The 14609-nt window shown below is 42.0% G+C and carries 10 protein-coding genes; 7 read left to right on the top strand and 3 right to left on the bottom strand.

What is annotated here, in order from left to right:
* Window positions 1-343 precede the first annotated feature (343 nt).
* The 4 genes from QUD05_RS15175 (at window position 344) to mltA (ending at window position 4188) form a co-directional block, all read left to right on the top strand.
* A complete protein-coding gene (locus QUD05_RS15175; protein WP_289796784.1) occupies window positions 344-496 on the top strand; it encodes a hypothetical protein in 153 nt (50 codons plus the stop codon).
* A 382-nt stretch (window positions 497-878) separates the two neighbouring features.
* The gene (locus QUD05_RS15170) at window positions 879-2303 is read left to right on the top strand and encodes an NB-ARC domain-containing protein (RefSeq protein WP_289796783.1); all 1425 of its coding nucleotides are present in this window, start codon (window positions 879-881) and stop codon (window positions 2301-2303) included.
* A 367-nt stretch (window positions 2304-2670) separates the two neighbouring features.
* Entirely contained in the window at window positions 2671-2925 is a 255-nt protein-coding gene (locus QUD05_RS15165; protein WP_094348386.1) for a hypothetical protein, read from the top strand.
* A 3-nt stretch (window positions 2926-2928) separates the two neighbouring features.
* A complete protein-coding gene (gene mltA, locus QUD05_RS15160; RefSeq protein WP_289799977.1) occupies window positions 2929-4188 on the top strand; it encodes a murein transglycosylase A in 1260 nt (419 codons plus the stop codon).
* Between the two features lie 85 nt (window positions 4189-4273).
* Here the strand turns inward: mltA and QUD05_RS15155 are convergent, their stop codons facing one another.
* Both QUD05_RS15155 and QUD05_RS15150 read right to left on the bottom strand, forming a co-directional pair.
* Window positions 4274-5143, bottom strand: a complete 870-nt coding sequence (locus tag QUD05_RS15155; protein ID WP_094348387.1) for a DUF5895 domain-containing protein — start codon at window positions 5141-5143, stop codon at window positions 4274-4276.
* A 255-nt stretch (window positions 5144-5398) separates the two neighbouring features.
* Window positions 5399-6091 carry a haloacid dehalogenase type II gene (locus QUD05_RS15150; protein ID WP_289796782.1) on the bottom strand — a complete coding sequence of 231 codons (693 nt, stop codon included), beginning with the start codon at window positions 6089-6091 and terminating at the stop codon, window positions 5399-5401.
* A 422-nt stretch (window positions 6092-6513) separates the two neighbouring features.
* On the opposite strand from QUD05_RS15150, the gene QUD05_RS15145 reads away from it, so the two are divergent.
* Genes QUD05_RS15145 through QUD05_RS15135 form a run of 3 tightly spaced genes read left to right on the top strand, consistent with a single transcriptional unit; the run spans window position 6514 to window position 10409 of the window.
* Window positions 6514-8271, top strand: a complete 1758-nt coding sequence (locus tag QUD05_RS15145) for a ScyA-related TPP-binding enzyme (RefSeq protein WP_289796781.1) — start codon at window positions 6514-6516, stop codon at window positions 8269-8271.
* Window positions 8272-8284: 13 nt separating this feature from the next.
* Window positions 8285-9382 (top strand): 3-oxoacyl-ACP synthase III family protein, encoded by a 1098-nt coding sequence (locus tag QUD05_RS15140; RefSeq protein WP_289796780.1) that lies wholly within the window; start codon window positions 8285-8287, stop codon window positions 9380-9382.
* A gap of 52 nt (window positions 9383-9434) precedes the next feature.
* Entirely contained in the window at window positions 9435-10409 is a 975-nt protein-coding gene (locus tag QUD05_RS15135) for an SGNH/GDSL hydrolase family protein (RefSeq protein ID WP_289796779.1), read from the top strand.
* 19 nt (window positions 10410-10428) lie between these two features.
* Here QUD05_RS15135 and QUD05_RS15130 read toward each other — a convergent pair whose 3' ends face one another.
* The gene (locus QUD05_RS15130) at window positions 10429-13968 is read right to left on the bottom strand and encodes a WD40 domain-containing protein (RefSeq protein WP_289796778.1); all 3540 of its coding nucleotides are present in this window, start codon (window positions 13966-13968) and stop codon (window positions 10429-10431) included.
* Window positions 13969-14609: the final 641 nt, after the last annotated feature.

Here is a 14609-nt window from a genome sequence, read left to right as displayed (position 1 = left end):
TTTCCCCATTTAACTCAACCGAAGTTGACGAACTTAAGAACAAACTTAAAGACTTCTTAAATTTGATTTTCCTAAGCTAGACACAAGAATTATTTCAGCCACTGCCAAACTTAATTCCCCACTCTCTCTTCTTCCTTAAGTTCGGCAAAACTATCTTAATTTCAGCATCGATAGTTACAAAACTTAATATTAGTTTGTCAAAAAAATATAATTGAAGTTATAGCGAACATAAGAATAGCGATCACTTTCCAGGGAATTTGTGGATAGGGGTTGCAGATATAAGAATTTTTTAACCGCCCCTCCCCAAATTTTGATCGCCTTCACAACAGCTAAAATATTTTCTGTGTTCTGTCGAAACGCTTCAATATCAATCGCAGCAGTTAAGTTTCGATATCAGCGATCGCTCTATAGAACTGAAGAGAAAGGCGATCGCGTCTGGGAATTTGACAATATTTCACTCTGGTTTCAAGCAGCCAGAACCTTGCAACTACTATAAAACTCAGCAATTCGCGATCGCGGTTTTAATAACCAACCGTAAAATTACTTAATGTCGGTGCAAGAAGAAAGCAAGTAACATAAATTTAGCTGGATAAATTGGCTTCATTCAATCTTTTCTTTTAACTTTTACCTGATTTAGATTTGCAATAGTGCATCGCATCTGTGTTCCCTAGGATAATTATTTAACAAATCTTTTAAATGAGTTCAGCTTTTACAATCAAGGTTTGATTGAGCTGTAGATAGCTTTGTAGCTTTCGCAGCTTAAGTTATTTACTGCTGAATTGTGCCAGTTATCTTCTGTTTGCTGCTACATCTTAAAGATGTGCTACAGACGGTCATGCCAAACCATAAAAAAACATTTATAACCTCTGAGGTTCCCAATGAAATCACAACACAGGAGCCGTAGACGTGGTGTAATCCTAACGCCCCAAGGATTGCAGAAACTCCAAGATGCAAAATCTAAATCAGAACATTATGACAATTTCGATAAACATTATAGTCGTGAAGTCTTAGGCTTTCGCATGGGGTTAGACTCCGATACAGTGACAAAGGTATTTGCCTGTGAAATAGGGGTAGATCGGCAAACTCTAAAGTACTGTTTTCAAGCATTCAACCTACAACTAGAACCTCATGACTATCAGTTTTCCAATCAGGATATCAACCTACAGCAAAACTACACAAAAATTCAAAATCAAATTGATTGGGGAGAAGCACCAGATGTATCCCTTTTTTGCGGACGCACGGAAGAAGTGGCAACCCTGAAACACTGGATTGTAGCTGAATCTCCTACAAATGAGCCAATACCCTGTCGTCTGATTACGATATTGGGCATGAGTGGGATCGGCAAAACCTGGGTATCCGTGAAACTAGCTCAACAACTTCAGGATCGTTTTGAGTTCGTGATTTGGCGATCGCTCCTCCCTAATCTTCCAGTTAACGATCTCCTAACAGACCTGATTGCAGTCCTATCCAATGGAAAAGAAACCGATTTGCCAAAACCATTCAATCACAAAATTTCACAGTTGATTCATTATTTGCAACGTCATCGTTGTTTACTGGTTTTAGACGGTGCTGACAGAGTTATCCAAGAATGTGCCGCCCCAAAGATCGCCTGTCGAGACTGTATCTGGCTTCAGAACACAACCATCGGGGAGTACTGCGAGTTGTTTAGGAAAGTGGGAGAAGTTACCCATCAAAGTTGTTTAATCTTGACAAGTCGTGTCCAATTCCATGAGATTGCCTCGCTTGAAGGAAAGACACGACCTGTGCGAGTGTTCTGTCTCCAAGGATTACAGGTTACAGACATACAAGAACTTTTCAAAACAAAAGGAATCTTTAGAGGAACACCAGAGAACTGGAATCGATTAATCGAATCCTATGCAGGGAATCCCTATGTGCTAAACTGCATTGCGACAACGATTCAACAGTTATTTGATGGCAGCATCACTGAATTTTTAAAACAAAAAGTTACAGTTTTTGGTACAATTCTTAACAGTTTAGACCAAGAATTTGAACGCCTCTCGGATGCAGCTAAAGCAACGATTCAATGCATGGCAATCAATCGTCAACCCATTTCTTTTTCACAGCTACGAACAAAGATGCCATCCTCTGTTTCATCCCAAGAACTCTTGGAAAACTTGGAACTACTGCAAGCGCGATCGTGGATTGATGCCAAATCAGGTCTGTTCTCTCTCAAAACGATGATTATTGAATATATCAAATCTTTTATTCTTGACGAGAAGATCGCCAAATTTCAGCCGAGTGCATTTTTGGATCGAGAACATCAACGTCAGGTAGCAAGCTAAAACTGCCAGGGGAACTTTTGTCTAAGACTATGTTTCTTTGAGTTCATTACCATAACACCTAACAATAGCAAGAAGCTTTCGTGCATCTAGATTGTACTTTTTGGAGGCTGAAAAGTTCACTGTCAGATTTTCAGCTTGAAAAATTAAATCCATCTCAGCTTTATCTACACAATTCGGCGTTTAGCTGCATCTGCTTCTTGAATATACCTTGGCCAAATTTTAAGCACTATTACTTATTGACAAATTGTTTATGACCTTAACCCATCAAGGATGCCCTCCAAATCCTCTGCTCCCGTATGCTTACCCTTTTCATTCGGGGGTTACGTGGTTAACAATGGGTTGAATGTTTTTTAAATGATTCAACTTTATGGCTAGAACTGCAAATGAATATGCCGTATACATCCTACTGGAAAGCGGCCACCGAGAAGAAGTACGTTTTCCTACTATTCAAGAGTTTCAGAAATGGTATAGCGGCGAACTTGTGCCAAAATCTGCTTCTAATGACTTTATTAGCGTGCCGATCAAAAATATTCAAGGGGAATATATGGTAGTACGCCCTTCTCGGATTGTGGCAATCCGGGTAGAACCGATTTTTAGTTCCAGTGTTGAAAGATTCAACTAAATGATGAGAAAAACCCTTACTTTGCTTTCCTTGAGTCTAGGAATTGCCCTCGTAAACCCTCTCTGGTCGGCTGTTGCTCAGGTTCCTAACTTACTGCCGCTGCCACTACCGACTACTCCCGATCTTCCACCTATACCAATACCGATCACTCCTGAGATCACGCCACCGCTAAAACCAATCACCATCGGAAGCGATTGTACAGTCCGGCCGACTTGCTTGGGTTGGGATGAGCAAATTTGGAGTCAAAGAGGTAAAATAGGCGATCGCAAAGCGCTGTTGGCTTCCATTGATAACAGTTTGGTTTACTTAGCAAAGAAAGAAGCGATCGCAGCATATCAAAATTATCCTATCAAGGAAATCACTCTTGATCGCGTCCGCCGGAGTTTACTACGTTTCCGCCAACTGGTTGTCAGTTCTAAGTCACCAGCGCAATTACAAGCCGCTGTCCGCCGTGAGTTTGTCTTTTACCAGTCCGTGGGCAATGATGGCAAGGGTACTGTTAAGTTCACTGCTTACTACGAACCTGTTTACACCGCTAGCCGTGTCAGGACTGCAACATATAAGTATCCCCTTTATCGGCTACCACCTGATTTCAGCCAATGGCCGAAACCCCATCCAAAACGAATTGATTTGGAAGGAAAGGATGGTTTACAAGGGAATAAGAGCAAGTTACGCGGTTTAGAACTGCTTTGGTTTCGCGATCGCTTAGACGCATACATGGTACATATCCAAGGTTCTGCCCAAATTAAATTAACTAATGGCAAGAAAACATCAATTGGCTATGCCGGTGGAACTGATTACCCTTGGACTAGTATCGGCAAAGAACTAGCCAAAGATGGCAAACTTCCCCTGGAAGGATTAACAATGCCACGTCTAATTAGTTATTTCCGACAAAAGCCCCAGGAGTTGAACAATTATCTGCCCCGCTGGGAACGATTTATTTTCTTCCAAGAAACAAGCGGTAGACCTGCTACTGGTAGTATTCATGTGCCAGTAACAGCGGAACGTTCCATTGCTACAGATAAATCTCTCATGCCACCGGGAGCGTTAGCCCTGATTTACAACTCATTTCCCTATCCTGCCAGTGGTGGCAAACTAGAGAGGCGTACTGTCAGCCGCTTTGTGCTTGACCAGGATACAGGAAGTGCTATCAAAGGGCCAGGCCGGGTGGATTATTTTATGGGGTCTGGTAAACTAGCGGGCGATCGCGCTGGTGTCACAGGCGGTAATGGTTCATTATATTATTTGCTGCTCAAAGAATAAAGTTAGAAGTTAGAAGTTAGGAGTTAGGAGTTAGGAGTTAGGAGTTATTAATTCAAAACTCATCACTCCTCACTCCTCACTCTACTTAATACGGCGGATAAGCAAAATCATCTTCATCAGCATAAACGTAAGAGTTGGAAACTCCTGCCATTGCCAATTTGGGCGTTTCTGATTTGACAGGTTCCTTGCCAAAATCTTTATGTTCTTCAAAAGTCTTACAAATCATTGCAGACTCAAGAGCATCGGAAGCAATTAAATATTGCGTTAAAGTCCCTACAGTGGGATGTTTATAGTCCACAGTTGAAGCTACCAAAACTGTATTTGGTTCAATTCCTCTTTCTTCACACTCAATGATGGGACAAAAAATCCCATGAGCGTGGAACAAAGGCCCTTTCGATGTCAAAGGTTGCTTGCGGTAGATAGCGTAAGCTTTTTCTAGTTCAGCAACGAATCCACTTACTACTCTGCCTTGTTGATATTCGCAGTAGGTTTTGCTGAAACTGGCTCCGGCTGCACCATTGAGAGTTAGTTGTAGTGGTGATTCATGTAAAAACTTTTTATTCTCACCCACTATAAAAATTAGATAGCGAGTAAAGGTTTTAAATTTAAGTTTGTCGGCTAAAAAAGCATCATAATTATCTTTGAGCGTACCCAGTTTTAGACCACTTTCCCGGTCTTTAACAGACAATGGCCCCCGACGCACTATAACCAAGCGTGGAGTAGCGCTAATAAAGACTGTTTCTACTCCAGAGCTAAATTCATGCTCAACTTGCTGCCAATTATCATCTGGCACAAAGCCGACAGCATTGGCATTATCCAGCTTAATCGCCAAACCGTGAGATTGTATACCATCTGTGCCATACCGAGGATTAATCATCTGACACCAGGGAAGGACTTGAGAAGGCGGTGCATTGAATTTCTCGTCTTCAAAGTCAAAATTAGCAGATGCTTTCATCGTTTTAGGCTATCAAAGTGTTTTATTGAACAAGGTTATCGGCAGGGCGCACAGGAAAGGAAAACCAGTTATATGCTGTGGTTTTCAAAGTTTAAGAAAATTAAACTGACGTAGTATTTTTTCTAGAGTAAGACAGAATCAATCTATGTTGCAATCCCTGTTTAGTTTTTTAACAACAAATTCTTTCTTTGGCATCTCTCTATCTAAATACGATCTCCTTTTTGTTGCTCTCGTGGTTAAATTCAAATCAGCAAATTACTGTGAACTTAAAGCCGCGAGAGTCTTCAAATCAGGCATTTCTAAATCAGGTTGAGTGACTGCTGGCAAGTTCGCACTAACCCCTTGCTCTGCTCGACGATTTACCCAGACTGTTGATAATCCCAGAGATTTGGCTGTCACGATATCATGATATACACTAGCGGCAACGTGTAATATCTGCTCTAACGGCAAATCAATTCTCTCAATAGCCAGTCTGAAGTTGTTGAAGGAGGGTTTGTAGCTTTTTGCCTGTTCTGCTGTGATTATCTCGTCAAATTCCACCTCCAAGTGCTTTGCCGAGAAAGCAAAGAGATCGTCATCTACATTTGAGATAATTATCAGCTTAAACTTTTGCTTTAAAGTTCTAAGTGCCTCAACTGTATCGGGGAAAGGCAGCCAATACTGAATCGAATTGGCAAGTGAATTTAGGTCGTCAGCAGTTGGCTCAAAACCAAATCTTCCACCAAATTTCTGAACTACTTTTTTCAAAACTTCTCGATATTTGATATATTCTCCTTTTTCCAGTTCTGCTTCAAATTCAGCAAAAATATCAAGAATTTGATCGTTATCTAAATTAGTATTGTGTGCCAGCAAAAGTGGCTTTAGCACCCCTAAGATGCCATTTTCCCAATCAATTAGGGTTCCGTAACAATCGAAAGTTAAAGCCTTATACTGATTTAATTCAATCACCTTTTTATACTCCAAAGCTTGATTAATAGTGTTCAGTTTTCACAAACTAAAAAGACGGGTGAACCCATCTGCGTTGGCGCAGCCCGCATTTCTCTACGAGACGCTACGCGAACGACATGGTTCGACTCCGCTCACCAGCCGTTCAGTGACCACCGCAGGCATCGCCACATCCACTGTTATTGAAGTCTCTAAACATTTTTTCTATATCAGGGCAATACGGAACTTATAGGTTGCTCAAAGATTGGCAAAGTTAACCACCAAGGTAGTTTTACAGTTATACCTGCGTTAGAGAGCAGTACTCACCGAAGTTGTATGGGCGTTATCCAAATAAATTCATATTACATTGATATTACAAGATTACTAAGTTTAGGTGTGGGATAATAGTTATTCCAGAAAGGAAATTATTCCTAAGTATAGTTTGTATGGATGTGAAATTTCAGGATACACAAGCGAATACCACTAAACAATTAAACTCAAGTAAACAGCCATCTAATAGCAAGCCATCCGAAACTTTTTCGGTAGCGGAAGCAGTGGTAAAAATCCTGGAAGATATGGGAGTACAGTATGCCTTTGGTGTATCGGGAGGTGCGATCGCCCCAGTGTGGGCTGCATTACATCAAAGTTCCATCCAGGTGTTGCACTTTCGCCATGAAGCTGGAGCCGCTTTTGCAGCCATTGAGGCGTATTTTGCTAGCGATCGCCCAGTTGTGATATTCACTACAACTGGTCCAGGGATCACCAACGCTTTGACAGGGCTATTAGCTGCTCGTTGGGAGGGCGCTAAGGTAATTCTTGTGTCAGCTTCAACCTCAGCACCACAGCGGGGACGTTGGGCTTTCCAGGAAACCAGCGCATACACTATGCCCAGCACAAATATTTTTAATTCGGGGCAAATATTCCATTACGCGACTAATCTCAAATCTAGCGATGAACTCACAGAGATATCTCGAAGGCTTGCCATCGGGCTAGCACAACCAGAAGGATTCGTCGCCTATCTAAGTATCCCTACAAATATCCAGACAAGTTCACTAACAACTTCGTTGCCACGAGTAACTCTGTCTCATGCTGTGGCAACAGCAAGTGAAGAAACAATTGCAGAATGTGTCCGGTTACTGACTGAAGGGTCCTTTGCCATCTGGGTTGGCTTCGGTGCGCGCGCTGCTGCCGAAGAGATTCGGCAACTTGCTGAGATAACAGGCGCAGCAGTAATGTGTTCACCGCGTGGTAAAGGGATTTTTCCCGAAGATCATCCACAATTTGTAGGAGTTACAGGCTTTGCTGGACACAAATCTGTTTTGACATATATGCAGGAGTACTATCCTTTGCACACTTTGGTTCTGGGAACGCGCCTTGGTGAGTTTACATCGTTCTGGAACCCTACAATGATCCCCCAGCGGGGATTTTTGCATATTGACATTGACCGAGATGTGCCAGGAGCAGCATATCCAGATGCTAAGACATTTGCTATCCAGTCTGACATAAAAGTGTTCATCAAGGAGCTGTTGAAGCACTTTTCTGTAAGTGATAGTCGCTCAACGGCGCTAACGCTGCCTCGACCTGAACTTGATTTAATCAAGCCATGCACAGGCAGTTTAGTGCGTCCCAAAGTGCTTATGGATGCGATTCAACAGGTGATTGTTGAAGGAAGCGATGCAGTAGTAATGGCTGAATCTGGTAACTCCTTTGCCTGGGCAATTCATCATCTACGATTTACTAAACCAGGCCGTTTTCGGGTTAGCACTGGCTTCGGGTCTATGGGGCATTTTGTTACGGGTGTTGTAGGTGCGGCACTGGCAAGAAATGGCAAAGCTGTCGCAATTGTTGGGGATGGTGCCATGCTCATGAATAACGAGATAAGTACAGCTGTGCAACACCAGATTCCTGCTGTTTGGATTGTACTCAATGACTCGCGCTACAACATGTGCGATCAGGGAACAACAATGCAAGGGTTCAAGGGTGTAAATGTAGAGATTCCACAGACGGATTTCGTTAAGATTGCCTGCGGGATGGGAGCCGATGGCATTCGTGTCGAAAGGGAGTCTGACATTCAGGCTGCGCTAGAGAAAGCCCTTGTTTCAACTAATCCGTTCGTTGTTGATGTAATAATCGACCCAAGTTGGAAGGCACCAATTTCAAATCGTATTAATAACTTAATTTCTCAAAGCACTACAAATTATTGAAATAACCTTAAACATGGTGTACCCTTCCGTAGGCATTTGCTCACTAGCAGTTAGCTTTCCTAGCATTAGACGTACAAAAGATTACTACAAAGAAAAATACCCTGAGATAGTAGCTCAAGTAGAGCAAAAAAGCTTGGCAAGAATGATCTCTCTAAATAATTCCACGCCGAGCAACAAGTTTGAGTTAGAAATGATGCCTTATCTGTCAGATCCTTTTCGGGGCACTTTTGAACAGAGGATACTTGCTCCTAGCGAGTCGTCGCTGACCCTGGAGTATCGGGCAGCCAAGGATGCCATCAAAGCGGCAAAGCTTTCTGTCAATGACGTAGATCTCCTGCTCGTCGCCTCGTTTTTACCTGAAAAAATCGGATTTGGCAATGCCGCCTTTCTTGCTCGTCAACTGGGACTACAGTGTGGCGCATGGAACCTTGATGGATCGTGTGCTAGTACCCTAATTGCCCTTCAAACTGCTTGTGCTTTAGTACAAGCAGGAATGCACCGCAATGTCCTAGTGGCGATCTCTTGTACGTACTCTCGCTTCTTCGATAAAGACGATACTCTTTCATGGTTTTTTAGCGATGGTGCTGGAGCTTTCCTAGTTAGTTCACTAAAACCAAACCAAGGCATTCTTGGTACAAAGACAGTTAATACTAGTATTTTGTGCGATCAATTGTCTTTTAAACTTACTGAGGACAAAGAAGGCAATCAACGGTTTCAAATGCAGGTACCCAAGGATACGAATAAAGTGATCGGCGAAACAGCTGCGGATTTACTGCTTACTTGTTGTGAGGGGGCTATTGCTGCTGCTGGTGTTACCCTGAAGCAAATTGACTTTTTTATTTTTAATACTCCCACTGCTTGGTTTGCAAGCTTCTGTACGCGTGTATTGGGCATTGACTCAGAACGCACAATCAATGTCTACCCTCTTTATGCAAACATGGGACCAGCGCTAACCCTAGCCAATTTGTACCACGCTGCTCAACTTGGCAAAATTCACGAAAATGACTTGGTTTTACTCTATGGCTTTGGTGCCGCCAGTTCTGCCTCTGCAAGCGTAATCCGCTGGGGTAGTGTGGCACTAGGCCCTGTTCCGGTCAATGAACCTGAATAGTTCGTTTCCTGCTAAGATACACACCAAGATTTAAAGTGTAGTCAATAATTAAATGAAAAAAACAATTCTGACGACAGGATTTTTCCTGTTGTCTTTCATATTTCCGCTTAAAATCTTAGCGGCACAGAATTATGAAGATATTTATGTTTTTGGTGACAGCTTTTCAGACACAGGAAATGCATTCAATGCCACAAATAAAACCTTTCCCTCAAGCTCAACATACTTTGATGGACGTTTTTCCAATGGCTCAGTTTGGGTAGAATATCTGGCACAAGACTTAGGATTATCCTTCAATCCTCGCAATAACTTTGCTTATGGAGGGGCTACCACCGGGGTCAATAACATTAGCAATCCTGCGTTACCCGGATTGCAAACCCAGATCGCTAACTTTACAGCCGAAAATCCGTCTGCTAATCCCAACGCCCTTTATATCGTCTGGGCTGGTGCTAATGATTACTTCAGTTACTTTGGGGGGGGTGTTCCCAACCCTAATCAGGCAGTTGCAAATATATCAGCAGCAGTCACATCGCTTGCTGTCATAGGCGCTGAAGATTTTCTGGTAGTTAATCAGCCAGATTTGGGAAAGTTTCCAGTTGCAAACTTCAACAGTCAAATACCTAGCTTGTTCAGTACGTTGACTGATGCACATAACTCTAGCTTGAACGCGACCATCAACTTTTTGAACCAACGACTAGTCCCTCATCTCAACATTATTCCTTTCAATGTTAATGACTTATTTAGTAGGATAATCACCGAGCCAAGGGAATTCAGCCTGACAAATGCTACGAACTATTGCATACAGGATTTATCAGTGATCCCCTTGACTTTGCCTACCCAACCAGTAGCTTGTAATCCAGATAAGTTTTTATTTTGGGACCCAGTTCATCCTACAACCGCGGCTCATCGGCTAATCGGAGAATCTGCATTTTTAGTACTGAAGTCAGCTTCTGTCCCAGAATCTTCTAATGTGTTAGGAGTATTGGCTTTTGGTATCTTGGGTACAGTTTTGTTCTGGAAACGCGAATAGCTATTTGTGTTAATCCTCTTTAATTCTCAAGCGCACCTAAATTCTTGAGAACAATTTTTTCAGCCTCTTTTAAACCAATCACTCCATTAATATTCATGCCTTCGTAAAGTTTAGAGTTTTTCAAAGTTGTCAAGCACTCACCAGTCTTTGCATTCCAAAGCTTTATAGTCTCATCTTCACTGCTACTGGCAATGGTTTGAGTGTCAGGACTAAAGGCTACTGACCAAACTAACTTGGAATGTCCAAAGAAAGTTTTTACGCAGCTGCTTGTACTGATATCCCATAGTTTCACATTTTGATCACCGCTACCACTTGCCAATGTACAAGCATCTAGAAAGGTGACTGAGTAGATTGAACTGGTATGCCCCTCTAAAGTTTCAATATTCTGACCTGTATTGACATTCCACAGCTTGATTGTTTTATCAGTGCTACCACTTGCCAGCGTTCGACCATCAGGACTAAAGGCAAGTGACCATATCCAATCATTATGACCATGCAGAGTCTGAAGACAACGACCACTGCTGACATCCCATAGCCTTATTATTTTGTCATGACAGCCACTGGCTAGCAGATTACCATCCGGGCTGAAGGCGACTACCCATACCCAATGCATATGCCCTTTCAAAATATCGAGGCATTGACCCGTTTTAATACTCCATAGCCTTACTGTCTGGTCTTGACAACCACTGGCTAGCAGATGACCGTCTGGACTGAAGGCGACTGATGTGACTCGATTACTATGTCCCTGAAAAGTTTTGAGGCATCTACCAGTACTAGCATCCCACAGTTTCACTGTTTGATCCTCACTACCACTAGCAAGTATTTGACTATCCGAACTAAAAGCGACTGATGTGACTCGATTACTATGCCCCTGAAAAGTTTTGAGGCATTTACCAGTAATAGCATCCCAGAGCTTAACCTTTTGGTCGTTACTGCCACTGGCAATAACAAGACCGTTTGAACTGAAGGTAACCGACCAAATCCCATTACAATAACCTTGCAATATCTTGAGGCATTTACCAGTCTTGATATCCCAAAACATTACTGTTTGATCTTCACTGCCACTTGCTATTTTCGTTCCTTCTGGACTAAAAGCAATTGACGGTATTCTGCTACTATGCCCTTGTAAGCTTGTACAACAACGACCCGTATTAATATCCCACAATTTCACCGTTTGGTCATCACTGCTACTTGCTAGCGTCTTACCATCAGAACTGAAAACCACTGAATTTACGCAGTCAGTATGACCTTGCAAAATCTGAACAAATTTTCCTGTACTGAGATCACATAGCCTGACCATCTTATCATGACAACCAATAGCCAGAGTTTTACCATCAGGGCTGAAGGCGACTGACCGACTCCCACTATTATCAACCTGTACGGTATTGAGGCATTGCCCAGTACTTATATCCCATAACTTCACAGTTTTGTCATCACTGCCACTGGCAAGCGTGAGACCTTGAGGACTGAAAGCGACTGATGTAACGCGATTACTATGTCCCTGCAAAGTTTTGAAGCATTGCCCGGTGCTGGTATGCCACAGTTTTACTGTTTGGTCTTCACTACTACTGGCAAGTATAGTGCCTTGGGGACTGAAGGTAACTGACCATATTCCACCATTATGCTGATTTAAGGTGGTTAAGCATTGCCCAGTGCGAGTATCCCACAGCTTAACTGTTTGATCATCACTTCCACTAGCAAGAATATGACCATCAGGGCTAAAGCTAACCGGCCAGATAAAACCTGTGTGCCCTTTGCAGGTAAGCAGTTGTTTCCCATCCGCAACTTGATACAAGCAAATCTCATTATTAGTATCCCCCGTAGCTAAAAGTTTTCCATCAGGGCTGAATGCCACAGAATGAATACCGCCAAGGGTTTCGGCAAAAACAGACTTGGTCAAATTGGCATGAACAAAATTTACATTGTGTAAATTCACACTTCGCAAGTCTGCTTGCCAAACAGTCAGATAAGAAAAATCATAGCCATTTAAATCTGTTTCTAAATGAGAAAGCAAATTGAGAATATTGCCAGTTGTATATCCTGGTTCTAACGGCGATGTCTCTCGGAGTTTTGTGATAATTTGAGTTAATTGATTTTCAATATTTCTTTTACTTCTTAAAACATCAAGCAAGCCATCTATAACTGGTTTGATGATGAGACGAACTTGGGTATCTTTAACATAGTCTTTACCCGTCGCCTTCATCAGAGCATGACATCTGAATAAATCAATATTCTGAGTGACAATCTCCTCACAGACATTTTCTATCAAGCTACTAGTCACATATTCCATAACTACAGGCTGGAGCGTAAAGAATGATCCAGTTTTTTCAATCAGCGTAGGCGTAGCCTTCTCGATTAGCGATCGCCTTCCTAAAGATTCTACAGCCTCTAGTAATTTTGCTGGTGGTACTGGTGATATAATATCGTCTCGTAATTCTGACAGGGTAATTGACTCACGATTAATCGCTAGCCAGTACATTATGTTTTTTTCTAAATCTGACAAGCGCTCAAACTGCTGCTCTAAAATATCGCGAATGTCTCCAAAAACAGCAGTGTCTTGTTGCAAAAACTCAGTCACATTACCATCAAAGATATCTTGAACAGTCGTGGCAACTATCTTCAAGGCTAATGGATTGCCTGCATAACGTTCAATCATTACTTTCCATTCATCCTCTGCCGCCGATAGCCCCTTGAGTTTCAAGATTTCTTGCCCTTCCACCATCTTCAAGCCACTCATTGGCAATGAGCGAACAGGTAGTGCTTGTCCTTCGAGTAATGCCACTTCTTTCGGTTTTTCACGACTAGTCAGCACTAAGCAGCTTTGGTGAGTAGCTTCTCCTACCCGTCTTAAAAGCTCACCATATTCTTCATATCCTTCTCGATAAAGTCCGGCGCGGCTACCACTGCGGAGAATTGATTCTGCATTATCAAGGATCACTAAACAGCGATTATTTTGTAAATAATAGAGTAGTCGCGATACGCGATCGCTAAAACTTTCTGGTAAGTTACTTTCTGTTTCCTGTTCGTCAGATAGAAATTGGATTAAGTTACCCACGATAATTTTAACAGGCGGTGCTTCTCGCAGCGATCGCCAGATCACATACTCAAAGTTGTCCTGAATTTTTTGCGCAAACTTTACAGACAGTGCTGTTTTTCCAATACCTCCTATTCCCAATAGTGCAACCAATTGGCAGTGTTCATTGAGAATCCATTGCTCTAGTGTAATCAGTTCTTCTATACGCCCGTAAAAAGTTGAGTTAAAGATAGCTTCTCCCCAATCTAGACGAGTATTTGAGCTTGAATAGTCACTTTTATCTATTTTTAAGTTAAAAACTGAAAAAAGCTTCTCAATAGTCTGTTTGTCAACTCCTCCTTCCCGATTCAATACTTTCGAGATGGTGGCGGAATATAAACCAGAACGTACACTCATTTCTTCAAGAGTATACCGATTTCCAAAATTTTCTTTTGCTTCTGACTGATGCTTTGCTTCTTTAATTTTTTGTAAACCCTTAGTAGTAAGTGCAACGCCACGCTTACGTCTCCAATTCTGTAAAGTCATGTATTAACTCACTGTTTGTTTAATCACTTTTTATTAAAAGGAATTATCTACTAGGTTGCTATAGATATGGAGTAATAGCCATAACAAACGAATAATGTCATGTTGTAGAGGATTTAAAACAGTTATATTACCAAAATATTCAGTAGACTTCTTACATAAGTTGCGAAAAGGGGAAGGTGGGGTTCCCTCTGGGGATAAGGGGCGGGAGGAAGGGGAAAAGAAAAGGTTCTGTATTGTCCCCTTCCCCTTTACCCTNNNCCCTTTACCCCTCTCTTGCAAAAGCACTTTTGCAAGAGACTTCATCAGCTGGGCNNNCAAGGAACAATGAAAATGTCTTTTCCTCCTGCCTCTTACCACCTTTGGCATCCACTCATCTCGGTAATTCAACGCCGCTTGCTCAACAGANNNTCTGGACTCTAGGGCATTGCTAACATCATCTTTNNNGCCGAAAGTTTCTTTATTGCACTTGCTAACGGGAGAATTATTACGTATNGTAATAGTTATNNNATACTGCGTATTCACCGTAATATTTTTGGGGAGTAAAGCTTAAGTTCAATCTCAAAATCTCGATTTTCACTGGTAAAGACAGCTCAGAATTGGCAATCTTGATAAGGAAAGTTTGTATATATCTAGCTTATCAA

The organism is Nostoc sp. GT001 (assembly GCF_030382115.1).
GTDB lineage: Bacteria > Cyanobacteriota > Cyanobacteriia > Cyanobacteriales > Nostocaceae > Nostoc.
This window is presented reverse-complemented; position numbering and strand designations above follow the sequence as displayed.

What these genes read in the sequence shown, in the direction of transcription:
- QUD05_RS15165 (WP_094348386.1), top strand. Translation starts at nt 2,671, where the DNA reads ATGGCTAGAACTGCAAATGAATATGCCGTATACATCCTACTGGAAAGC.
- QUD05_RS15140 (WP_289796780.1), top strand. Translation starts at nt 8,285, where the DNA reads ATGGTGTACCCTTCCGTAGGCATTTGCTCACTAGCAGTTAGCTTTCCT.
- QUD05_RS15145 (WP_289796781.1), top strand. Translation starts at nt 6,514, where the DNA reads ATGGATGTGAAATTTCAGGATACACAAGCGAATACCACTAAACAATTA.
- QUD05_RS15130 (WP_289796778.1), bottom strand. Translation starts at nt 13,968, where the DNA reads ATGACTTTACAGAATTGGAGACGTAAGCGTGGCGTTGCACTTACTACT.
- mltA (WP_289799977.1), top strand. Translation starts at nt 2,929, where the DNA reads ATGAGAAAAACCCTTACTTTGCTTTCCTTGAGTCTAGGAATTGCCCTC.
- QUD05_RS15170 (WP_289796783.1), top strand. Translation starts at nt 879, where the DNA reads ATGAAATCACAACACAGGAGCCGTAGACGTGGTGTAATCCTAACGCCC.
- QUD05_RS15135 (WP_289796779.1), top strand. Translation starts at nt 9,435, where the DNA reads ATGAAAAAAACAATTCTGACGACAGGATTTTTCCTGTTGTCTTTCATA.
- QUD05_RS15155 (WP_094348387.1), bottom strand. Translation starts at nt 5,143, where the DNA reads ATGAAAGCATCTGCTAATTTTGACTTTGAAGACGAGAAATTCAATGCA.